We start from the raw sequence: 23,106 nt of genomic DNA, 5'->3' as shown, positions 1-23,106 counted from the left end.
TAACAGTATTCAATGCAAAAAATAACTATTCCCGTTATTAAATAGCGAGGATAGTACTTGTTGATTATGTGGAGTATGATAAAATAGGATTGGCAATTATTAGAATACGTTTAGGGTGATAACCATGAATTGGGAATCAACACTTGCTCCATATAAGCAAGTAGTCGAAGAATTAAAAGTAAAGTTAAAAGGGATGCGCTCTCAATATGAAAAAGAATCAAGTCACTCACCAATTGAATTTGTAACAGCGAGAGTGAAACCAGTACCAAGTATCATCGAAAAAGCACAAAACCGAGGTATTGCTATAGAGAATGTGGAAAAAGAAATGCAAGATATCGCTGGTGTGAGGGTTGTTTGTCAATTTGTTGATGATATATATACGATTGTAAATATGCTTCAAAATAGAAATGACTTTGAAATAGTGGAAGAAAAGGACTATGTATCCCATAAAAAAGATAGTGGTTACCGGTCATACCATATGATTATCAATTATCCAGTGGAAACCATTCACGGAGAAATGATTGTACTGGCAGAAATACAAATTCGAACGTTGGCAATGAACTTTTGGGCAACAAACGAACACTCATTAAATTATAAATATGATGGAAAGTTACCATCCGAGGTTAGATTACGATTACAAAAAGCGGCTGAAGCGGCCTTTAAATTAGATGAAGAAATGTCTAAAATAAGAAGTGAAATTCATGAAGCACAACGAATGTTTCATCGTAAATAATAGTCGAAGGAGAAATAATAAATGAACTTTAAAATTGTCTCAAAAGGTGATGATCGTTCCGAAAAAATAAAAGCAATGATGCGTCAATATTTATCGGATTTTGGATTGGTTTATGATAAGGAGACCCCCGACTTAGTAATTTCTGTTGGAGGAGATGGTACTTTCCTTGAAGCATTTCATCGCTATGTTCATCGATTAGAGGATACAGCTTTTATTGGAATACATACAGGTCATTTAGGATTTTATACTGACTGGACTCCAAACGATGTAGAAAGATTAATAATAGAGATTGCAAAAACTCCATTTCAAACAGTGGAGTACCCATTATTAGAAGTCATTATTAGAGGGAAGTCAGGTGGGAAGGAAGACCGTATTCTTGCTTTAAATGAAGCGATGATAAAAACAGCTGATGGTTCATCGGTTGTCTTTGATGTGGAAATAAAAGGAGAACATTTTGAAACATTTCGTGGAGATGGAATTTGTATTTCTACACCTTCAGGAAGTACAGCTTATAATAAAGCACTTGGAGGTGCAATCCTACATCCATCATTAGAAGCAATCCAAATTACAGAGAATGCGTCCATTAATAATCGTGTTTTTCGTACCATTGGTTCACCACTTATCCTTCCAAAACATCATACTTGTTTCTTAAAACCAATGGTAGATAGCAGTTTTCTTATTCAAATTGATCATTTTACAAAGAACTATCAAAGTGTAAAATCGATACAATGTAGAGTAGCTAAAGAGAAGGTACGGTTTGCTCGATTTAAGCAATTCCCTTTTTGGAATCGAGTTCGAGATTCCTTTGTATCGGAGGAAGATTAACTTGATTTTACGGTGGACAATTATGAAGAATGAAGAAGGCATGTTGATTAAAACATATTTACAACAAATCCATCATTTTTCTAGAAGGTTACTTGTTTCTTTAAAGAAGGAACCAGGCAGTATACAAGTAAACGGAATGTCACAATGGGTAACGTATACATTGCAGAGCGAAGACATCTTAAAAATAGTACTTCCTAGTGAGGTACCTAGTGATATGATAACGCCGAAGGAATTACCTCTCGACATTATTTACGAAGATGCGTACTGCCTTGTTGTAAATAAACCTGCTGGCCAAGCATGTCTTCCATCGATGAATCATCGTAATAATACGTTAGCCAATGGATTAAGTTATTATTATCAAAAAAATTCAATAACTTCTACCATTCATATTGTTACCAGGCTAGATGTCGAGACTTCGGGCCTTGTTTTAATTGCAAAAAACCAATACATTCATTCTTTGTTTTCACAAATGCAACAAGAAGGAAAAATTCATCGTGTATATGAAGCTATTGCTCATGGGGAAATAATCCAAAAGTCAGGTATCATTGATGCCCCTATCGGTCGGAAAGAAGGATCGATTATTGAGCGTACGGTAGATTTAATCAATGGTAAACAGGCTATTACAAACTTTACTGTCTTACACTCTAATATTAGAGCTTCACGATTAGAAGTAAAATTAGAGACAGGAAGAACACATCAAATTAGAGTACATTTTCAATATCTAGGGCATTCTTTATACGGTGATGATATGTATGGGGGATACAAAGATATTATGAAACGTCAAGCCTTGCATTGTAAGCAAATTAAATGGATGCATCCAATAACGAATGAAAAAATTCAGCTTGACGTAGATCTTCCAACAGATATGGAAATGTTATTGAAACGTTTAATTTTAGTTTGATATGTCAAAATCAGTAAATTTATCAGCGATAAACGGTTGTTTAGAAGGAATAGAAACAAATTCGTTCTCTGGGAATTGATATGCCGTCAATTTGTTACCAAATACACAACCAGTATCAATATTTATTGTATGATTTATAATTCTTGGTTCAAGTACAGGAGTATGTCCATATACAATCCATGTATCGCCGTGATAGTGTTTCGCCCAATCGCGTCGAATTGGTTTTCCTTTTGTATCGAAGTCTCCTGTAATATCCCCATATAACACGAATGTTTTTGTACGCTTATCTTCTCTGCCTATTAGGTGCTCTGGTATACCTGCGTGGGCGATTAATACATTTATATTTTTAAAGTGAAGGTAAAGAGGAGCATTCTCGTAGAGCTCCATAAATTTGTTTTTTATGTTGTTTTGTTTCTCTTCTGACAAGCTTCGGTATTCCGCTGTTGTTGTTTCCAATCCGTGTTTTTCCATTACTTTATTACCGAGAAAGAACCGATAAAGCTTGTTGCAATGATTACCAGGGATATAGTAAGCAAGTTTTTCTTTTACTACAAGCTGATAGACCAATTCTATTACTCTAATTGAATTTGAGCCGCGGTCTGTAATATCTCCTAAGAAGACTATACGACGATTAGTATCATGATGGTAAGAATCATTTTTCTTCCTGTATCCTAATTTATGTAGTAATGCTTCTAATTCCTCTAAGCAACCATGCACATCTCCGATAATATCAATTTTCATTTCACTAGTCTCCTTTTAAAATTTGACGGAAAACGTTCCAGTGTTTTAATCTATAAAAGTTGGTTGATTCATACTATATATACTCTTATATTAGCATTGTCAAACTTTAATGTCTTATCCTACTTTCTGTTTGATTTTTAATCAACGGGGAAAAATAATAATATGTGTGTGATGGGAACTGGGGGGATTAATAATGAAACAAGAGCGTTATGACACTCAATATGAGGAACAATTTCAAGAGCATATCGAAAAAGTGAAAATAGCCCTTGAAAATAAGGAAATTGAAGTTTTTCGTGAAGAATTTTTAGACATTCATCCTTATGATCAAGCGATGTTTTTTAATCAACAGGATGAAGAAGCAAGAGGGCAGATATATACGTATTTATCTCCTGAAGAAATGTCAGAAATACTTATAAATATTGATCTTGAAGATGTAACGGCGTTTTTTGAGGAGATGGATCCGAGGTATGCTGCGATGATTTTTGCGGAGATGCCAGCCGATGATGCGGTAGATATTTTAAATGAATTAGATAAAGAAAAAGTAGCTAGTTATTTAACAATTATGGATCAAGAAAGCGCAAATGAGATTAAACAATTACTGCACTATGAGGAAAAAACCGCTGGTAGTATTATGACCACGGAATATGTTTCCATCTATAACGATATGACCGCAGTGGAAACAATGCGTTTGTTGAAAACAGAGGCACCAGATGCCGAGACCATTTATTATTTGTTTGTTTTGGATGGAGATAAGCGTTTAGTAGGTGTACTTTCTATTCGTGATTTAATAATTGCCGATGATGAAACAAAGATTGAACAATTGATGAGTACAAAAGTTGTTGCGGTTTCCGTTGCGAAAGACCAAGAAGAAGTAGCGCAAATGTTTCGTGATTATGACTTTCTTGCACTTCCTGTTGTAGATTTTCAAGATCACTTGCTCGGAATAATCACTGTTGATGATATTTTAGACGTTATGGAAGAAGAAGCAAGTGAGGACTATTCCATGCTTGCTGCGATGTCCAATACAGATATAAAAGATGACAATGCTTTTCGTTCAGCCAGGAAACGATTACCTTGGCTAGTAATTCTACTGTTTTTAGGGATGCTTACAGCCAGTTTGATTGGAAGGTTTGAAGATACATTAAATCAGGTTGCAGTACTAGCAATATTTATTCCATTGATTGCTGGAATGGCAGGTAACTCTGGTACGCAAGCTTTGGCAGTTGCAGTTCGTGGAATGGCTACAGGAGATTATGATAATTCGGATAAATGGAAGCTCGTTGGAAGAGAAGCGATTACAGGTCTGATTACAGGTACAGTATGTGGAAGTATTTTAGTATTAATTATTTACTTATGGCAAGGGAACGTGTATTTAGGGTTTCTAGTAGGATTCTCAATTATGGCATCCTTAGTTGTTGCAACGTTGGCAGGAACATTAATTCCTATGTTTATGAACCGACTCAATATTGATCCGGCTGTTGCATCGGGTCCCTTTATTACGACGATTAATGACTTAATTTCCATTTTAATTTATTTTGGAATGGCAACGACATTTATGAATTATTTAATATAAGGTTAAAGGAGCTCTAATTAGGGCTTCTTTTTCTTTTTAATTATTTAAGTCACTTTAAAAACGGCACCTGGTAAACAAGGCTTTTTATCAAACAGAATTATGTATACTCTAATACTGAATCTTACATTTATCATTTCTGAACTATCTTGTTTTGTTATGAAGTACTAGGACAATGCACACAAATTATTTCTGGGTACATATACTAACTAGAGGACGGAATGAAGGGAGTATGAAATAATGTCAAAAAAAGAATATGCAAAAGCGCCATTGCTTTATATTCATCAGCCCAATTTGAATCAGCCGAAAGCCTCGATGCAACATCATTATATGGGGAATCGTAGTGAAAACGTACAGTCTGAAAATGTGAAGAAGGAATCCATAATCCCTAGGAAAACAAGGGGTGGAAGACTAATAAATGTAACAGCTAATAAAGAAAATTCAGAGCAAGAAAATCCTGAAGACGATAGAGAAAAAAAACAATTTAAAGATATGTCTATAAGTGAAAAGATTGATTATTTTGTTAGCCGTTCTGAGTATGCCCCTCCAGTTCATTGTTTAGTAATTACAGATGATCAAAAGTACCGAGGGGTAATTATAGAAACGACAAAAGAAAACGTGAAATTTCGCCCATCTAGACGAAAAAGCATTATTGAAATAACTTTTGATGATATAAAAGATATCCAATTATTAGGATTCTAAAAAAACACCATTCAGGCTTTCTGAATGGTGTTTTGTGCATTCTATTAACGAAATGCATTGATTGCTGGTAAGCAAGTTACATGGCAGAAGCAATCTAAATCGACTGTAATACAAATACCTGTAGCCTCTAAATCATGTGTGCTTTGTTCAGTTGGATCTTTTAAGTGATCATATCCACAGCTTTCTCCGTCACTGAGTAGCAATTCAAGAACTGCGCAATTATCTTTATCTACTTTTTTGACACGGAAGATGAAGCTAGAAAGGATATCGCCAATTTTGCTTCTGTGTTCGCGAACAGCACCAAATCCTTTGAATGGTTTACAATCCTTGCAATATAGGATAACTGGAACTGTATCTAAACCGTTAGAGGTATCGTTCTCACCTAGCAAGTCGTTGATGGATTGATCACAGCTCGTATCACAACAATTTTCTACAATGTCATTTTGAGCGTCAACAATATCTTTTAAAATATCTGCAACGCAACTTCCCGTATCGTTATTTTTTCCACAACCCATGAAAAATATCTCCTTTCGCAATTTGAATTTACTTTCCTTATAGGATATGTGTCATAGCATGGATGGTGTGGGCATATATAAGAAAAACTGTGAGTATGACTAGAAATATAAAAATAAATACTGGATTGGAGTTTGTTTTTTCAGAAAAAAGGGTATATTCTTTTATACAACAGTCAATTATTAATGGCTCTATACGTATAATATATATAATTATGCTGAGAAAGGAGACTTGATATGGCTTATATTCTTCCAATCGAGCATTATCAATATCAAGATTATCAGCTACGAGTGTCACAAGTGAAGACGAATAGAAATTATATTGAAGGTCCGTTCAAAGTATTGTTAGATCAAAAACATCAAGAAGTTGCTGCGAGGCATGAAGGGTTACATCCCTCTGTTGACGAAAAACGAAAAGCGTCACGGTATATTTCAAATGAAGAAATTAGCCTTTATACTGGGAAAGGCAGAAATTTTAACGATTATGTGTAAGTTATTTCAGAATTAAAAAAGTACCTCATTCTAAAATGTAGAATAAGATACTTGTCTTCTAATTTTTTAGTCCACTTCCCATCTCTGGTGATTACGGTTTACATAGGGGAGAAGGAAAAGAGGCTTGTCTTTGATATACTCTGCATAAAATACTTCTTCTATCCGTTCATAGCCCTGTTCCTTAATTTGGTCCGTCAACCATTCTATACTAAGGTTTTTTTCTTTTAAATTATCCACGATTACTTCCCCGTCATTAATCAATGTTGTGGATAAATCAACTTCTGTTGCACTCAATTTTAAATCTTTTCGAGTAGGCATTTGATAGTCCGATTTTTTTAAAACGGATAAAGTGCCATTTGCTTCTAAAACGGCAAATTCCACTTCCTGAATTGAAAATGTATCCTTTGTACGAAGTAAATGTTGTAATTGGTTTATATCTAATTTGTTTTTCTTCATCGTGTCTCGAATTAACTTCCCGTTATAAATAACAATGGATGGGAAGCCTTCTAACATGTGTCGAGTATGCTTATATTTTTGTGAGATAATTTCGGAGATATACATAATCACTGCATAAATGGCAATTACAAATAATATATCAATGATTCCGGCATTTTGATCAAATAGAGCATTACCTACTAATTCTCCGAGCAATAATGCTGCAATAAAGTCAAAGGGAGTGATTTGTGAAATCTGCGTTTTCCCAAGTATTTTAGTAACAAGAAAAAGTGCAATAAAGCCAATTATCATCTCAAAAAACATGCTGAAATATCCACCCATAATGAAATCTCCCTTCATATATGCATTCAAAGCTTAGTGTTGCCGAAAATGTAATAATCATGTACGGAAGAAATAAAAAAAGGGAACCAGTTAAATAACTGATTCCCTGCGTAATTATAAATCTTTTACCATGGTTACATGCGGTATTCCTGCATCCATAAATTCTTCCGATATCACATGGTATCCTAATTTTTTATAGAAGTTTAATGCGTGAGTTTGGGCATTTAATTTTGCCTTATGGTAATTTTGAAGTTTAATTTCTTCTTCCATGGCGCTTATCAGCTGTTTACCAACGGATTTTCCACGATGATCTTTTAAAACACAAATTCTTTCTAATTTGCCATAACCCTCATCAGTAAATCTTAAGCGACTTGCTGCAATAGCATGGTTATTTTCAAAGGCTAAGAAATGAGTAGCGGTAGCATCATGTTCATCTAACTCTTCCTCAGCTGGTACTTCCTGTTCTTCTACAAATACAACCATTCGAATATGATATGCTTGTTCTAATTCTTCTCTTGATTCTGCAATTTTAACTCTCATGCTAAAAAATTAATCCCTTCCTAAAACGAATGTTTGGTATACTGTCCAAGACTCATTGTCCAGTTGATACAATAGTTGAAACCGGTCAACGTAATCTTCCAGATGGAATCCTTCCATTTGTAATCTCCCTAAGATATCGGAAAACTCATCATGCTCCAAATCTTGAGCAATTGTGATATGAGGTACAAATGGATGAGTCTGATTATCATCAAATTTACCTTCGTGTAATTTAGAATGCAAGTCATTAAGTTGTTGAATTGGTTCTACTTTGAAATAAATGGTATTTGTTACTGGCTCAAACGTACTTACTTTATTAATTTGAATATGGAACGGCTCTGTTTCTTTTGCAATCTTACGAAGTTCCTCAACTGTTTCACTTAATATTTCTTCGTCAGCTTCAAAAGATTCTTTTAATGTTAAGTGAGGCGGAATTAATGAATAACGTGGATCATATCGTTTTCTTAAAGCGTTAGCTTGATCTTGGATTGATTTAGATGGGAATATTGCAATACCGTATTTCATAATGTAACCTCCTATAGCAATTCGTTCTTTAATTAATAATCAGAAATTGTTTTTTATAGTATAGCAAAAATATACGATAAATAGAAACTTATTCAAATAAACTTGTTAATAATCGTTTCATGTCTTTTTGCCAATACTTCCATGTGTGTTCACCTTCATCTAATTCATGATAGAGGTAGGTTGCACCTTTTTCTTGCAACATGTCATGAAGTTTGCGGTTTGGAGTTAAGAAATCAGCTCGGTTTCCATCAGTCATCGAAACATCTGTTTCTGCTGTACCAATGGTGTGATAAATATCGATAGTTGAAAGATTATCAATTTTATCAACTGCTTCCAGTACACTATCATCTACATATGGAGACTGCATAGCAATTTTTCCGAACGTATTGGGATACTGAATAGCAGTCATCAATGCTAATGTACCAGCTAAAGAGTCTCCAATTAAACTACGCGATCTACCCATATGATAAGTAGGAATTATTGAATCTAATAAAGGAACCACTTCATGAACAAGAAACTTTATATAAGCTTTATTTTGTTCACCAGAAGGGTGATATTTTTTTCTTCGATCATGTTTATCCTTGTAATGAATACCAACAAATACTGTATTATTTATTTCTTTTGATTCATGTAGTCGATCGCTTAAGGTCGCTACTCTGCCCATTTGGAAATAATCATTTCCATCTTGCATGATACAAATATCATACTTATATAAGTCAGAAAATGATTCTGGCTGATAAATTTGTATAGCCATTGATTCATGTAGATAATCGCTATCAATTTGTTTTTCAATCATTTTCCCTTTTCTTCCCACAATTTCCACCTCTGCCTTAATATTTTGGTATATCGTTAGTCTATCACCGATAATGCACACTGTCACTTAGAACAAGGAAAGAAAAGAAAGGTATTAGCTATGAAGCTCATAGTAATACCCTTTTTGTTTCATTAAACTATTGTGACTTCCTTTTTCAATGATCTTCCCATTTTTCATCATCAAAATCTGATCAGCTTCACGAATTGTATTTAATCGATGAGCAACTACAAAACTTGTTCTACCCTGCATTAGTTTTTTTAGAGCTTCTTGAATTTTAATCTCTGTGATTGTATCAATATTACTTGTTGCTTCATCGAGGATCAAAATCTTAGGCTCTGCAAGTAATGCTCTAGCGATAGTAAGTAACTGTTTCTGCCCTTGACTGATACCACTACCATCTTGGTCGAGAATCGTATCAAACCCTTCTGGTAAATGAGAAATAAATTCGTATGCATTGGCGTTTTTGGCTGCTTGCTCCACTTCGTAGTCACTTGCAGTTAACTTTCCATATCGAATATTTTCTCTAATTGTACCATGGAATAAGAATGCATCCTGTAATACAAATGCCATATGGCTACGAAGGCTAGAACGTTTAATTTTTTTAATATCGATTCCATCTAAATTAATTGATCCACTATCGTAATTATAGAAGCGGGAAATCAAGTTTATGATTGTTGTTTTTCCGGCACCAGTGTGTCCCACTAGAGCAACCGTTTCTCCTGGACGAGCTTCAAATGAAATATTGTCTAAGGTTTTACTGTTTTCATATCCGAATGTTACGTTGTTAAATGCAACGTGACCATCGGTGTCATTTATTTCTATGGCATCTTTTTCATCCCGTTCTTCTTGTGATTCATCCATAACATTAAATACACGCTCTGCACCAGCGATGGCAGATAATAACATATTAAATTGATTGGATAATTCATTAAGCGGGCGTGTGAATTGTCTAGCATATTCTGTAAAAATTACGATCGTACCAACAGTTACTAGGGAAGTATCTGAAACAATCACTAATATACCACCAACTAAGGCGATTAAACCAAAACTTAAGAAGTTTAACATATTCATTACCTTGGGGATAAAACCAGAAATAGTAAGTGCCCAGAAACCAGTATTTTTTAATTCATTATTTCTTTTTTCGAATTGATTAGTAACGTAATTTTCTTGAGAATAGGTCTTCACCACGTGTTGTCCTGAAACAATCTCTTCTACATAACCATTTACCTCACCAAGGTGCCTTTGTTGCAATTTATATAGTGGACCTGTTCTTCGAGTTATCCAGCGCATCGCAAAATACATAACTGGAATAATCGACATTGCTACTACTGTAAGAATAGGGCTCAAATAAAGCATGACAACCAATGTACCAATTAAGGTTAGTACGCTTGAAAAGATCTGAATAACAGATTGATTTAAGGTATTGTTTATGTTATCGATATCATTTGTTAATCGACTCATCAATTCTCCATGTTGACGTTTATCAAAATAGGAAATTGGTAAGCGATGAAATTGTTCAAATAAATTTTTTCGTAACGTATGAACTGTATTTTGAGCAATTCCAACCATCCAAAAATTTTGGAGAAACAGAGATACAGAATGAATGATATAAACTGCAATTAGAGAAAGTAATAAATACCCGAGTCCGTTAATTTCTTGCGTAATTATGAAGTTATCAATTGCTTTCCCAACTAAAAAAGGGCCAAGTAATGCAAATATCGAGCTAATAAGGACCATTAAAATAACGAGTGTAAGCATGCCTTTTTCTATTGCTAGATATTTCCATATTCGCTTAAGTGTGGTTCCCATATTTTTAGCTTTTTTTTGTTGTTTTGCATCTACATTTGATATATCAATTCTTTCATATTGAAAAGGTGCTTTTAAAGAACTATTTCGCATGATGTGCCTCCTTTTCAAATTGGGAGTCAGCAATGGAGTGGTATAGCACTGATTTATGAAGTAATTGTTCATGAGTACCAATATCTAATATAGAACCATAATCGAGTAATAAGATTCGATCAGACTTTTTCGCCGTTGATACTTTTTGCGTTATGATAAAAACGGTACAATGATAATTCTCCAATGCTTGTAAAAATCGAGCTTCAGTTGCTAAATCTAGAGCACTTGTACTGTCATCTAACATGAGAATTTTAGGTTTTCGAATTAAAGCTCGGGCAATCGAGATACGCTGTTTTTGCCCACCCGAAAGGTTTACACCTTTTTGCCCGACACGTGTCTCATATTTGCCTTCTAATTGCATGATAGTGTCGTGGATTTGAGCGTCTTTAGCAGCTTGAATTACTTCATCCATTGTCGCTTCTCGTTTTCCCCAAGCAATGTTATCAAATACCGTTCCTGTAAATAATAACGGGCTTTGTGGCACATATCCAATACTGTCCCGTAAATTTGCAAATGAATAATTATCTAATGGTAGATCATCCACATAAATAGTTCCATTAGTCGGTTCATATAACCTCGGCATTAATTGAAATAGTGACGTTTTTCCAGAACCAGTCGCTCCGATAATAGCTATACTTTCTCCAGGATTGACGTTAAAAGAAATATCTTTTAACGTGGGTTGTTTTGCATTAGGATATGTAAATGAAACATGATCATAGGCTACTTTTCCGTATTTGACCACTTCTTTATCATCTGATGAAGCTTGTTGTTCTTGCTCATTATGCAATGTAAGTACTTCTTCAATTCGCTCTGCAGATGCTTTTGTTCGTGAAATCGCCATTATAATGAAGGAGAACATAGAGATTGCCATTGACACTCTAAGCGCATAATTTACCATCGTCACTACTTCACCAACATTCGCTTGACCCGCAATAGTTTGTGCATTTCCAAACCATATAATGAAAATTAAGCTCACATTCATTACAAGTAGAAGTATCGGACCTGTGGATTCAACAATACGAAATGTTTTCTTGGTTGCATTAGCAAGCTCCGTATTCGCCATCCCAAATCTATCCTCTTCAAAACCTCTACGTGAAAATGCCTTAATCAGACGCATCCCAGCAAGATTCTCCTGCATGACACGATTTACGTTATCTACATTACTTTGGACTTTCGTGAACAACTTACTCGTAATTTTTAATACAAATAATAAGAAAATAACAAGCAGGGGAACGGTTACTAAGAATATCGCTGCTAATTGTGCATTTACAATAAAAGCCATGATAACCCCACCAATTACAGTAAGTGGAGCTTTCGCCATGATGCGTAATGCCATAAAAATCGTATTTTGAATTTGGCGTATATCATTTGTGAACCTAGTTACTAAGGCAGATGTAGGGTATTGATTTAAATTGGCAAAAGAGAAATCTTGAATCTTTTCAAACAGTTTTTGACGTATATCATATCCATACGAAAAACTGACATGGGAGGAAATAAAAGAATTAATGATTCCGGAAACAAGAGAAAGTAACGCCAATCCAATCATAATACCTCCCCAAAAACCAATGTTGCCTAAATCTTGGTTCTCAATCCCCTGGTTAATCATGAACCCTAAAAATAAAGGAAGCAGCAATTCTACAGCTAACTCAACTAACATTAGTAGAAATGCTACAATAGAAGGAACTTTATAAGGTTTTAAATAAGAAAAAACATTTCTCAATAATCATTCACCTTCAATCTCAGATAAAAAACAATTTTTTTACTATTATAAGATGATAAAGCTTTATTATCCAGTTATTTATTTCGGTATGCGAAATTTATATTTATACTCAAAAACAGATTTACTAATTCCTTCTAAATTTTTGTCGTTTAGAGAACGGTCTTAATAAACAATAGAAGGTAACGATAATACCAGAAATCTTAGATTGACGAATAGTTTCTTATTCAATATCTTTTCACCCTCGTCATAAGAAAAATTACATGATGAAATTTAGTAAGATAATCGATAGCGTGGTAATGAGGAAAGTGGAATGAATAACATATCCTTTATTATTTCTCTGCTTGTTGATAGTAGAAAAGACAAAAATAAATAAAATCGCAATGAAATAAATAATCATGATATATAAATAGGCAGCACCATTGTTCGATCAGATCTAATGATGGTCCGAAAAAGAAAAGCAACATAAAAATTACAAATGTCCCAAAACCTATGAGAATAATAACTAACGGTGCTTTTTCCCATAATCTATACTAGCTGAATTTTATTTCTATTCTTATTCTTGAAGAATACTAGAATTGGTTTTACAATAGTAAGAAAATAGCGAAAGATTAAATGTTAAAATAGTATAAGTGGTGAAAAGCGAAGAATTATAATTAGTGAAAGAGGGGGTGGCTAAATGAAGAAATCAATCAAAAAATACTGTTATTGGTTTGTGATTCTTCTATTAGCAATATTGGTAATAGGGTGTTCAGACAGAAATGAAGAATCAACAGAAACAAAATCTGAAGGAAATGATCTCTCTATGGAATATGAAGAAGAAACGGATGAACCGGAAAAGAATGAAGCAGAGGGCAAAGTGGAAGCAATAATTGGGAAAGAAACTGTAAGTGACGACGATACGAACGATGAAAATTCAAAGAGTACAGAAAATGATTCCCTATCTGAATTTTCTTCTGAGGAAATCGAATATGCAAGAGTTTGGTTACAAATTGGGGAGAATCAGGAAATAGATGAACTGAATGTTCGACATATTTCAGCTGGCGAACCACTTAATCCTGGCGATGACACCAGTGCCAAATATCCAGAGGATGTCATTCAACTGGCGGGTTCTCGTCTAGTGGATGGATCAGTAACTTATAGCGGCAATGGGAACGGTACAATTAATGTTTATAATGTTCCTTTACGATGGGACGGCAGTTATCCTGCTGGTGAAGACTTCTACATAGATATAATTGAAAATACTGAATTGGTTTCAATTGATACAGGGGATAATCAGAAGGTTATTGAGCTTATTAACAAAATAAATATACAGTTTTAGAAGGGGTATTGAAATTGCTAAAACATAAAGAAACGGTATCAGGAATTGATTAGTTACCGTGATAGTCTATGATCTTATAGTAGATGATTCTAGCTTACTAGTTATGTATGGGATTTAGGGATTAGTCATTCTCGCAATACTTGTTAAAATTGTAATTAGTAAGTTAAAGATAAATAAATCTCGAACAGAATAAGTAGAAGTTATATAGAATTCTAGAAGATGAAATGATTGCGATAGGGTGTAAGTGGAATTAGTTAGGGGTGACTATAGAGCGAATAAGTTATTATATCCTGCGAAGAATCTATTGATAATATATTTGCTCTTTGTGAAATAAAGCTTGCAGTGTATCCCTCCAATCGATATAATACGAATATAGCCTACGACTTATTGAATGGCCATTTGAACACTTATCAGTAAGATGAACGCCTACATAAATAACGTTTATAAAATAACCAAAATACGATTCCGTAGCTCAGCTGGGAGAGCGCCACCTTGACAGGGTGGAGGTCGTTGGTTCGAGCCCAATCGGAATCATCCTAAATAACACTTGATATGAAAGGCTTTCTCTTCTTTATGAAGGAAAGCCTTTCTTCTTTTTATATCCAAAATGCCGACCAATTACTATATTTTTGTTTATGCCTCTCAATAAAGTTTTTCCACCAATTATTAAGGCTTTCCGGATTATAAGGTTTTCCTACATCGTCGCATAGTAGAAAGTTATATTGGCCATCTTCCCATAATCCTTTAGCGGTATAAATGCCTAAGAATAATGACTGGGTGTAAACACTTGTAGTAATGTTGCTTAAATCATAATTAGACTTCAAGAAGTATTTGTTAAAGAAATCTATGCAAAAAGAAAAGTTTGAATAGTCTTTATTTCATTGCGAGTTTTTGTGTAATTGATGTCTAAAGTAAAAAAACTTTATTAGAATTGAGGTGTATTTATTTGCAGCCAATCCATATCAGAGAAATACCTAATGAAATCGTACAATATGTTGGTGATATCAATTCAATTCGATTTCCTCGGCAAGGTTGTACTTCAGATGTAGGAATAATCGAGAATAAAAGTAACATTTTTGCTCTTAAAAGGACAAAAGAACCGTTATATAGTTTGTGGCTAAACGAAGAAGTTTCTGTACTAAATTGTTTGTCTACCAAAACAAATTTACCTATCCCCAAAGTGAAGAAATTTATAGTTGAAAGTAGCAAAAATCACTCTTGGGCTTTAATTGAGTACCTTGAGGGTGTAACGTTGAGATCTGCTTTAACCAATGAAAAAAATCAAGAAAAAAGAAAAAATCTGATATATAATTTTGGGAAAGTCCTTTCTCAGATTCATTCAACACCTTGTCCTGTTGAGTTAATGCCTGATAAACCTTGGATTGATGATATGTTATTTAAAGCAGAATACAATTTAAGACATTTCAAGGTAGATGGAAGTGAAGAATTGCTTGAAAAAATCAAAATGAATATACCAAATAAGTTTAAACAGACATTAATTCACGGTGATTATACAATTGATAATGTATTAGTTCATAATGGAAGGATTTCAGGGGTTATTGATTGGGCGGGTGGAACATACGGGGACCCAAGATATGACGTTTCTTTAGCTGTACGACCCAAACCCAATGTATTTGAAAACGGAGATAGAGAAGTTTTCTTTGAAGGATATGGAAGAAGGATAATTGATAATAAGGAATATGATTATTTTGTAAATGGATTATATGAGTTCTTTTAATGTAACCTTTTAAAAGGTTTTCTCTTATTCAATAATAGAGCATTAAACAGGTATAAATATTATTCAGTTATTTGTCCATATTTTTGAATATCATTTGATTTAAAAGGGAGCTGTGTGTATATGATTATCGATTTGCCTATTTGGTTTATTCTATCCACAAATTTATTAGGTTTTATCTTTATTTACCTAGGTTACAGAATATGGTCAAGAAAGCAAATTTCACTACTAGGGAATATTGGAAAATTGAAAGAAGAAAAATACTTAAACACTGTTTGCAAACTAAGTAGTGTTTACTCCTTGGTATTAGGTGCAATTGTTATGATTATACCAATGGTTAATTTGCTTTTTGATTTTCTCGCTGTAATCATTCTAGTTGGTGGAGGAATTATTGGATCAATAATTTTTTGGACCACTTTGCAAAAGGTATATTTTACATTTCTATCCGTTAAAGGAGCAGAATAGTGGAATAGCAAAGGGTATAAGCAAAAATGATATTATCTAAACAAAGGGTTTGAAACGGTAAATCGTAGCAATGTTTTTATTCACAAAGGGATAATAATTGCTTTTTAAATTATCGAGAGCGCTTACTTAATAAAGAACAGCATCTAATTTTAAAGAAAAGGGTGAGATTTCCAATATAAAGAAGGAGAGAACAGTTGTCTAGAATACTTATAGGTTTTGCTATTACCTATTGTGGGGTGTTCAAATTCAATTAACAGAAGTGATGAAAAAAATTAATGAAATTGAAACAGTAAGTACTTATTTTATAGGAACAATCAATGAAATTAACGGTAACATTGCAATCGTTTACTCTAAATTAGGAGGCTTAGAAGGTGATGTGTTTGTTGACCTTTCCGTGAATAACGATGCAACATTTCAAATCGGGGACAAGATAAATGTCGAATATGATGGTACTATTTTAGAATCGAATCCTGCTCAAATCAATACACTTTCTGTAGAATTGATTGAGAATTAATAAGAAGGTTTCTTCCATTGTTAGGATTATGAAATAATAATAAAGGAGAAAACTATGAAAGAAAAAATAGGTTTTTTGCCTAAATTTATTTTTAGTATTTTGCTTATAATTCCCGTCCTTAACGACGAAAACGCTGAATAAGCGTTATTTTTTATGTTAAGATTTCTTTAATTTTTCTTATAAAAAGATAATAATATGTTGTATCTGTTATACTAAATTTTATGTGATTCTTAGGAGGATATAACCATGAAAAAGGGTATAGCATTCGTAATGGTCTTATTAATTGGTTTACTTGGTGGGTGTTCAATTTTAGAGGGGCTAAATAATTCATTGAATTATGCCAACGAGGCTACAGAATATGCCAATGAGGTTAATGACTTTGTAGCTAAAGCTCCCTCTCTAGCAGAGCAGGCTATAACAGATGAACAGTCTGCGGATGAATTAGAGACAGAACTTAATAATCTAAAAGAGAACATTAATGAGTTTAATAATTTAGATGTGCCTGAAATAGGTGAGGGTATTCATCAACAGATGGTAGAAGTTAATAATAACGCATTAGAGGGAATTGATTTATATCTATCTAATCTAGCCAATGGAGCATTATTAGATCCATCAATAATAGAAAATACAGAGATTTTTCAAACGCTTGAACAAGTTACTGAACTTGTAAATCAGATTCAAGAGTTAGGTTAAAAAATTTGTTAAATACGCAAGGTCACTACTTCCCAAAGACATCACAACATCGAATTGTGATGTCTTTTTAAACCAGACAGAAGTCAATGTGCTTCTCCTATAAATAATCCTTTTCCACATTCCGTTATAGGAAGTTGCAGGGAGTGAAGCATGGAAATAGCAGCAGTAAAAGTTTATATTTTAGATTCCTTATCAAGGGAAGATATGAAGGAAACCATAGAGAAATCAAAAAAAGAGTGCTGCAGATGCAGATTATCGTTCCAAGGAGAACGAAAAGATATCGAAACCATGCAAAATAATAATAGACGGTTAATGATTGCCCTAATCACCATGATTGGGGCTTTTGTATTTCCTATTAACCTTTGGTATTGGAGCTTAATTGAAAGGGGGTGAAAAGTATGGATAAAGCTACAATTATTCTTACTATTGTTATTGCTTAGGTTAATATGTTGCTCTCCAACTATGGATTACAACCAATTCCAGTTGTGAATGAAGATTACAAAATAGTCTAACGAATCTCTAAATGAACTAAAGATATTGTCCTGTGTTCCGATATTTAAACTATAAGGGTGTATAGTTAAAACAACTAAATGGAGGTTAAGATGAAACAGAGTACAAAAATTGTGAAATATTTATTAGTTCTTGCTTTACTAATTACTTTAGCGGTAACACCTACAAATCTAAAAGTAAATGCCGTGCCTATAGAAACCAATACAGTAATCGATGATTTTGAAAACTATACCTCAGATGATGAGTTAAGAACAGCCTATAAACTTTGGTCATCATCTGAAGGTAGTGGTGTCGATTGGTCTTTAAGCCAAAAACATGCTAATGATGGAGCAAATTCTATGCGTATCGTCCCGATTAAGCCTTTAGATGATTGGGTATCCTTAGCTTACAATTTCCCTGCACGTGACTGGACAGATTCTGCTGGTATTTCATTTTGGATACATAACGATGCGGACGAGCCATTAGCATTTAACTTGGATGTTAAATCCGAATCAAAGACATATGGTCAAGAAGGAACTTTTAAGGCGTCCCTAAAAGAAGAAGGCGGTGCATCATGGGAAGAGCATACTTTTAGCAGTATGTTGTCTGTTCCAGGAAATTTCACTGGACTTGTCCGCATTTCTTGGGATCAATTTACACAGAAAGCGTGGCAATGTCTACAAAGTTGTGAAAATGAGCTTAACCTGGGTTTAGTCAGTGGGTTTGAATTAGGCTATAGTCCACAGGCTAATTCGAAGAATGAAATTTATATAGATTCTATTGGTCTATGGGGTACTTCCGAAGGCGGTGCGGGAGGGACTTTAGCACCTGTATGGGCAACTCCTTCAAATACGTTTAATCTGAATTATACACCGGCACCAATAGATAACCCATTAAAAGGATTTTTACCCTTTAGTGAATCGGCATCATGGCGAACCGACTATAATCAGATACCTTACAGTTTGGAGTATTTCTATATACCTTTGAAGGATATAATGACAAACTTTAATGAATATGATTGGAGCAAGCTAGAGGCTGAGATCGATGATATCACCTCAAGAGGAAATCAGGCAATTTTTAGAGTATACCTCGATTATCCAAATAAGCCAACAGGAATCCCGTCGTTTTTGCTTGATCTCGGATTAGAGACAAGAGACTACTCTTACTATAGCAATGGGGGATCTAATGGTACGAGTATGGCACCTGATTATAATGACGAGAATCTAATAACCGCCTTGTCACATTTTATTGAAGCCCTTGGAGATAAATATGATGGTGATCCAAGGATTGGTTTTATTCAAGCTGGATTAATTGGATTTTGGGGTGAATGGCATACTTATCCGCAGAACGGTACAACTTCACTTGGAAGTTGGGACGGTGAACTAGCTGAATATGAAAATGGCCGTGCAACTGATTGGATGCCTAGCTTGGCCAATCAAGAAGCTATTATGCAAAAGTTTAATGATTCCTTCGATGAAACAAAAATACTGGCACGCTATCCTAGTGAATTTAATCGTGACCTGAGTATCGGCTATCACGATGATTCTTTTGCTTTTCAGACTTTGCCTTCTAGTCTAGGAGGGGAAGACTGGCACTTTGTCGGCCGACTGGAAGAAAATCAAGTCATGAACAAATGGAAAAAAGAGCCGATTGGCGGAGAAGTGCGACCCGAAATTCAAATGGATATGTGGGATAACGATCCACCTCAATACTTAGGTGATCCAATCGAAGGCGCTCAAGGAGAAGATTATTATAAAAGCGTGGAGCTAACTCACGTTTCCTGGCTGAAAATTCAAAACGTTTTTCAAATGCCATTAGAAGAGGAGGCACTCGAACGAGCGCGTGAAGGTTCACGTCGTTTAGGTTATGAATATTTTGTTCCAACTGCCTATATGAACGTGGCTAATGGTCACTTGCAAGCAGCGATGGAAATTCAAAATACAGGTGTAGCACCTTTCTATTATGATTGGAAAGTGGAAATCGCAGCAAGAGATGAAAACGGAAAAATTGAAGAGTGGACGACAGATTGGGATATATCATATATCTTACCAAAGGAGGACGGGACAGAAGAAAATAATGGGGTTCTGTTGGAGTGGTCTGGTGACATTTCGGAACTAAGTGAAGGCAGCTATGATATTTTAGTTAACGTTGTTAATCCTTTATCAGATATGAACTCGAATGCTAAGGCATTCCGTTTCGCTAATGAGGAGCAGGAAGATAACGGGTGGCTGAACATTGGCCAAATTGAGATAAATGCTTCCCGTTGAAAATTAGAAGAAGACAGGGATTAAAGTGAACGGATGATTTGACTGAAAAAAGTTTAATTTAAAATTCGATTACTTATTGTGTAACCGCGCTGCTAATCTTTTAATAACTACCGAGCGTGGACCTGGATGATAATGTAATATAACTTAAAAAATTCGTTTATGTAAAATACCACTTTTAACGAGGTGGTATTTTTAATGGATAAATTTGCATTAAAAGATATGTTTACTTGGAACATTATTTTGATATAATAGGAACATACGTTCTAATTGGTAGGAGGAAGGATAAATGGGTAGTGGGAATGATCGAGGTTCAATCAAATGGACTGCTATGATGATGCCAGAGCATATAGAAATGTTAAAGGATCTTAAGAAAGAGCAGTTAAAAGTTCAAAGACCAATAATTGATCAGCAGAAACAAGAAGTAATTAATTTTCAATTAAGGATGGGTCTCAAGGATAACTTGTTAGTTGAAGTTAAATTTTATGAGAATGGTCATTTCTTAACGTTTAAGGGGTATATTCAAAAAATGAACTATGAGAAAAAATCGATTGAAGTATCTGAAGGTATTTGTGCCAGAGAGTTTATGAGGATAAAATATGAAGATATTTTAGATGTGTTTATAGTGTAACACTTAATATGTGACAACGACTTTGGAAAATAATTTTTCTACAACAATCATATAAATGTACGACATAATAGAAGAAAAAAAGACCAGTATTTTGACCACCTGAAGATGGTTTATTAATATTCAAAATAACTAGTAGTAAATGAAAAGTACTGTTATATCAATACTATTAGAAAAAGATTATGTAAGATGACCCCCACGCTTTATATTGACAGGGTGGGGGCGGTTGTGGGTTCGAAACCAATCGGTATCATCTTTACGTTATCAATCCGTATAAAACCGAGGTAGGTATTCAATAGGTATTCAATAGAGGTGTTGGTCAGGTCTTAATAAAATGAATTTGGTAGGATCTGTTATTATCTGTTTTATAAATATATATTAATTTAAACATTTTAACTGCTCTTTTTTGTGATAAGGCAAAATCTCTTGATTCGCTTTCAGACGAATGACTAAATCAGGATTGGATATAAATAATTGCCCAAATGCAACTAGATCTCCTTGATTTTCATCAACAATTGCTGATCCTTTATTAGGATCTATATTACCAACAGCTATAAGGGTTTCCTTCCAGTATTTCCTAAATAACTCATGAAGCGATCTTTGATCATTTTTAAGTGCGTCACCATAGTTTTCTACAGAGGGATGAACAATTTTTACTCGATGTTTGGAAAGAATCTCTGTAATAGCACGCACCATTTCTTCTGGTTGCTCCCATACATAATTTTTATCGTCATCTTTCTTTTCAGAAACTCTGATACTTATTCTATTATTAGGCACAACTTTCTTTACTTCTTTAATAATTAAATCTAATAACCGCAGTCTATTTTGTAAGGATCCTCCAAACTCGTCTTGTCGAAGATTTGATTTCTCACTGATAAATTGGTCAATGAGATAACCATGTGCTGCATGTATTTCAATACCGTCAAAACCGGCCTCTATTGCATTTCTTGCTGCTTGTCTATAGTCATCGATAATTTGATATATTTCCGCAAGACTTAAAGGTTTAGGTACTTGAAACGGTTTTCTTAATCTATGCACATGACCGCTAGCAACTATGGCAGATGGAGCCACTGGTGCATGACCTTTTAAAATTTCCTGGTGACTTACTCTGCCTACATGCCAAAGTTGGGCAAAAATTTTTGTTTTATACTGATGTACTTCCCTTGTGACTTTTTCCCAACTTAAGGTTTGGCGATGTGTGAATATTCCCGGAATCCCATAAGTTCCTTTGGCTAGTTTATTGATGGCAATACCTTCTGTGATGATTAAGCCGGCACCATATCTCGCTCTTCTTCCATAATAGTCGGCAATCAACTGATTAACTTCACCGGTTTCATTATCGGCAAATCCTCTTGTCATTGGAGCCATTACAATTCTATTATCTAATGCTAAGTTCCCGATTTTATAATCTGAGAAAATGGAACGTGTCATATTAACCACCTCATATAAAATTTTAATTCTCTGACGATTTGTTTACAATGGAATTATTAAGTTATATACTATGAAAAACTTTAAATTTTAAAGTGATCGGAGGGGATGAAAGGAATGTTAGATGATATTGATCATCAAATATTAGATTTATTAAAAAGAAATTCAAGACTTACATATACAGGAATCGGTAAACAAATAAACATGTCATCTCCTGCTGTGAAAACGAGAATGGAAAGATTAGAAGATTATGTGATAACGCGTTATACGGTAGAGGTAAATCATAAAGAACTAAATAAAGGAATTCATGGTTTTGTTTTATTTAAAACAAAGAGTTGTGAAAAGTTAACGAATTATTGCAAAGAGAATAGCAATATTATCGATCTATGGAGAATTAGCGGAGAGTATAATTATATGGCTGAAGTTATATGTACAAAGATGGAGGAGCTGGAGCAAATCTCTAAAGATACTACGCATTATGCCTTTTCCAATATACTATCTGTTCTAGGGAATTATAATGTTGGTGATAGTTAAAAATGATTAAATGATTAATTACAAATTTGATAAAGTAACCAAACTTTAATATGCCTAATTCAAATGTTACACTCTTAACTGAAATACCACCATATGACTTTATAAATTCATTATGTAAAATACCACTTTTAAATGAAGTGGTATTTTTTTGGATAAAATTACATTGGAAAATGATGTTTACTTAGAACGATAGTTTAGTAGAAACTGCTAATTTCTGTTTTAAATCTTAATTCAGTTGATAGCTATCCGACATTAAGAATTGGCTCAGATATTTGTGATGAAATTTTATT

The 23,106-nt window shown here is 34.2% G+C and carries 24 protein-coding genes and 1 tRNA gene; 16 read left to right on the top strand and 9 right to left on the bottom strand.

Features of this window, described 5'->3' with window-relative positions:
- Positions 1–124 precede the first annotated feature (124 nt).
- The 3 genes from yjbM to ABC346_RS16465 are packed head-to-tail and all read left to right on the top strand — an operon-like array spanning position 125 to position 2,459.
- Complete coding sequence (gene yjbM / locus ABC346_RS16475; RefSeq protein WP_413235884.1) at positions 125–733, top strand: GTP diphosphokinase; 609 nt, start codon at positions 125–127, stop codon at positions 731–733.
- A 21-nt stretch (positions 734–754) separates the two neighbouring features.
- Positions 755–1,558, top strand: coding sequence for an NAD kinase (locus ABC346_RS16470; RefSeq protein WP_413235883.1), 804 nt, complete (start codon positions 755–757; stop codon positions 1,556–1,558).
- A 1-nt stretch (position 1,559) separates the two neighbouring features.
- On the top strand, positions 1,560–2,459 hold the full coding sequence (locus ABC346_RS16465; RefSeq protein WP_413235882.1) for an RluA family pseudouridine synthase: 900 nt from the start codon (positions 1,560–1,562) through the stop codon (positions 2,457–2,459).
- Here the strand turns inward: ABC346_RS16465 and prpE are convergent.
- Complete coding sequence (gene prpE, locus ABC346_RS16460; protein WP_413235881.1) at positions 2,451–3,200, bottom strand: bis(5'-nucleosyl)-tetraphosphatase PrpE; 750 nt, start codon at positions 3,198–3,200, stop codon at positions 2,451–2,453. The genes ABC346_RS16465 and prpE overlap by 9 nt on opposite strands.
- 193 nt (positions 3,201–3,393) lie before the next feature.
- On the opposite strand from prpE, the gene mgtE reads away from it, so the two are divergent.
- Together mgtE and ABC346_RS16450 are read left to right on the top strand one after the other, a co-directional pair.
- On the top strand, positions 3,394–4,773 hold the full coding sequence (gene mgtE, locus ABC346_RS16455; protein ID WP_413235880.1) for a magnesium transporter: 1,380 nt from the start codon (positions 3,394–3,396) through the stop codon (positions 4,771–4,773).
- Positions 4,774–5,010: 237 nt separating this feature from the next.
- Positions 5,011–5,472, top strand: coding sequence for a CotO family spore coat protein (locus tag ABC346_RS16450; protein WP_413235879.1), 462 nt, complete (start codon positions 5,011–5,013; stop codon positions 5,470–5,472).
- Positions 5,473–5,516: 44 nt separating this feature from the next.
- Here ABC346_RS16450 and ABC346_RS16445 read toward each other — a convergent pair whose 3' ends face one another.
- Entirely contained in the window at positions 5,517–5,987 is a 471-nt protein-coding gene (locus ABC346_RS16445) for a CotY/CotZ family spore coat protein (protein WP_413235878.1), read from the bottom strand.
- 234 nt (positions 5,988–6,221) lie between these two features.
- Here ABC346_RS16445 and ABC346_RS16440 point away from each other — a divergent pair, with 234 nt between their 5' ends.
- A complete protein-coding gene (locus ABC346_RS16440; RefSeq protein ID WP_413235877.1) occupies positions 6,222–6,476 on the top strand; it encodes a hypothetical protein in 255 nt (84 codons plus the stop codon).
- Between the two features lie 66 nt (positions 6,477–6,542).
- On the opposite strand, the gene ABC346_RS16435 is transcribed toward ABC346_RS16440, so the two are convergent.
- The 6 genes from ABC346_RS16435 to ABC346_RS16410 form a co-directional block, all read right to left on the bottom strand.
- The gene (locus tag ABC346_RS16435; protein WP_413235876.1) at positions 6,543–7,253 is read right to left on the bottom strand and encodes a YetF domain-containing protein; all 711 of its coding nucleotides are present in this window, start codon (positions 7,251–7,253) and stop codon (positions 6,543–6,545) included.
- 114 nt (positions 7,254–7,367) lie between these two features.
- The gene (locus tag ABC346_RS16430) at positions 7,368–7,793 is read right to left on the bottom strand and encodes a GNAT family N-acetyltransferase (RefSeq protein WP_413235875.1); all 426 of its coding nucleotides are present in this window, start codon (positions 7,791–7,793) and stop codon (positions 7,368–7,370) included.
- A 9-nt stretch (positions 7,794–7,802) separates the two neighbouring features.
- Positions 7,803–8,315 (bottom strand): YjcG family protein, encoded by a 513-nt coding sequence (locus ABC346_RS16425; protein WP_413235874.1) that lies wholly within the window; start codon positions 8,313–8,315, stop codon positions 7,803–7,805.
- A gap of 88 nt (positions 8,316–8,403) precedes the next feature.
- Complete coding sequence (locus ABC346_RS16420) at positions 8,404–9,129, bottom strand: alpha/beta hydrolase (protein ID WP_413235873.1); 726 nt, start codon at positions 9,127–9,129, stop codon at positions 8,404–8,406.
- A 93-nt stretch (positions 9,130–9,222) separates the two neighbouring features.
- Positions 9,223–11,028, bottom strand: a complete 1,806-nt coding sequence (locus tag ABC346_RS16415; protein WP_413235872.1) for an ABC transporter ATP-binding protein — start codon at positions 11,026–11,028, stop codon at positions 9,223–9,225.
- A complete protein-coding gene (locus tag ABC346_RS16410) occupies positions 11,018–12,748 on the bottom strand; it encodes an ABC transporter ATP-binding protein (protein ID WP_413235871.1) in 1,731 nt (576 codons plus the stop codon). The genes ABC346_RS16415 and ABC346_RS16410 overlap by 11 nt, the downstream gene beginning before the upstream one ends.
- 676 nt (positions 12,749–13,424) lie before the next feature.
- Between ABC346_RS16410 and ABC346_RS16405 the strand changes: the two genes are divergently transcribed.
- The 9 genes from ABC346_RS16405 (at position 13,425) to ABC346_RS16365 (ending at position 20,857) form a co-directional block, all read left to right on the top strand.
- Positions 13,425–14,066, top strand: coding sequence for a hypothetical protein (locus ABC346_RS16405; protein ID WP_413235870.1), 642 nt, complete (start codon positions 13,425–13,427; stop codon positions 14,064–14,066).
- 461 nt (positions 14,067–14,527) lie between these two features.
- Positions 14,528–14,600, top strand: a tRNA-Val gene (locus ABC346_RS16400).
- Positions 14,601–15,012: 412 nt separating this feature from the next.
- Positions 15,013–15,804 carry a phosphotransferase family protein gene (locus ABC346_RS16395; protein ID WP_413235869.1) on the top strand — a complete coding sequence of 264 codons (792 nt, stop codon included), beginning with the start codon at positions 15,013–15,015 and terminating at the stop codon, positions 15,802–15,804.
- A gap of 120 nt (positions 15,805–15,924) precedes the next feature.
- The gene (locus ABC346_RS16390) at positions 15,925–16,266 is read left to right on the top strand and encodes a hypothetical protein (RefSeq protein WP_413235868.1); all 342 of its coding nucleotides are present in this window, start codon (positions 15,925–15,927) and stop codon (positions 16,264–16,266) included.
- A 229-nt stretch (positions 16,267–16,495) separates the two neighbouring features.
- Positions 16,496–16,780: a DUF3221 domain-containing protein gene (locus ABC346_RS16385; RefSeq protein WP_413235867.1), complete on the top strand. Its 285-nt coding sequence runs from the start codon at positions 16,496–16,498 to the stop codon at positions 16,778–16,780.
- A 246-nt stretch (positions 16,781–17,026) separates the two neighbouring features.
- Complete coding sequence (locus ABC346_RS16380; protein ID WP_413235866.1) at positions 17,027–17,473, top strand: DUF6376 family protein; 447 nt, start codon at positions 17,027–17,029, stop codon at positions 17,471–17,473.
- Between the two features lie 150 nt (positions 17,474–17,623).
- The gene (locus ABC346_RS16375) at positions 17,624–17,866 is read left to right on the top strand and encodes a hypothetical protein (RefSeq protein ID WP_413235865.1); all 243 of its coding nucleotides are present in this window, start codon (positions 17,624–17,626) and stop codon (positions 17,864–17,866) included.
- A 302-nt stretch (positions 17,867–18,168) separates the two neighbouring features.
- Positions 18,169–20,229: a DUF4832 domain-containing protein gene (locus tag ABC346_RS16370; RefSeq protein WP_413235864.1), complete on the top strand. Its 2,061-nt coding sequence runs from the start codon at positions 18,169–18,171 to the stop codon at positions 20,227–20,229.
- A gap of 286 nt (positions 20,230–20,515) precedes the next feature.
- Positions 20,516–20,857, top strand: a complete 342-nt coding sequence (locus ABC346_RS16365) for a YolD-like family protein (protein WP_413235863.1) — start codon at positions 20,516–20,518, stop codon at positions 20,855–20,857.
- Between the two features lie 375 nt (positions 20,858–21,232).
- Here ABC346_RS16365 and ABC346_RS16360 read toward each other — a convergent pair whose 3' ends face one another.
- The gene (locus tag ABC346_RS16360) at positions 21,233–22,285 is read right to left on the bottom strand and encodes an alkene reductase (protein ID WP_413235862.1); all 1,053 of its coding nucleotides are present in this window, start codon (positions 22,283–22,285) and stop codon (positions 21,233–21,235) included.
- A 114-nt stretch (positions 22,286–22,399) separates the two neighbouring features.
- Here ABC346_RS16360 and ABC346_RS16355 point away from each other — a divergent pair, with 114 nt between their 5' ends.
- Positions 22,400–22,816 carry an Lrp/AsnC family transcriptional regulator gene (locus ABC346_RS16355; protein WP_413235861.1) on the top strand — a complete coding sequence of 139 codons (417 nt, stop codon included), beginning with the start codon at positions 22,400–22,402 and terminating at the stop codon, positions 22,814–22,816.
- Positions 22,817–23,106 lie beyond the last annotated feature (290 nt).

The sequence above is a fragment of the Oceanobacillus phoenicis genome, from assembly GCF_047238145.1.
Taxonomy (GTDB): Bacteria; Bacillota; Bacilli; order Bacillales; family Amphibacillaceae; genus Oceanobacillus.
Note: the sequence above shows the minus strand (reverse complement) of the source record. Positions and strands in the feature narration are given on the sequence as shown.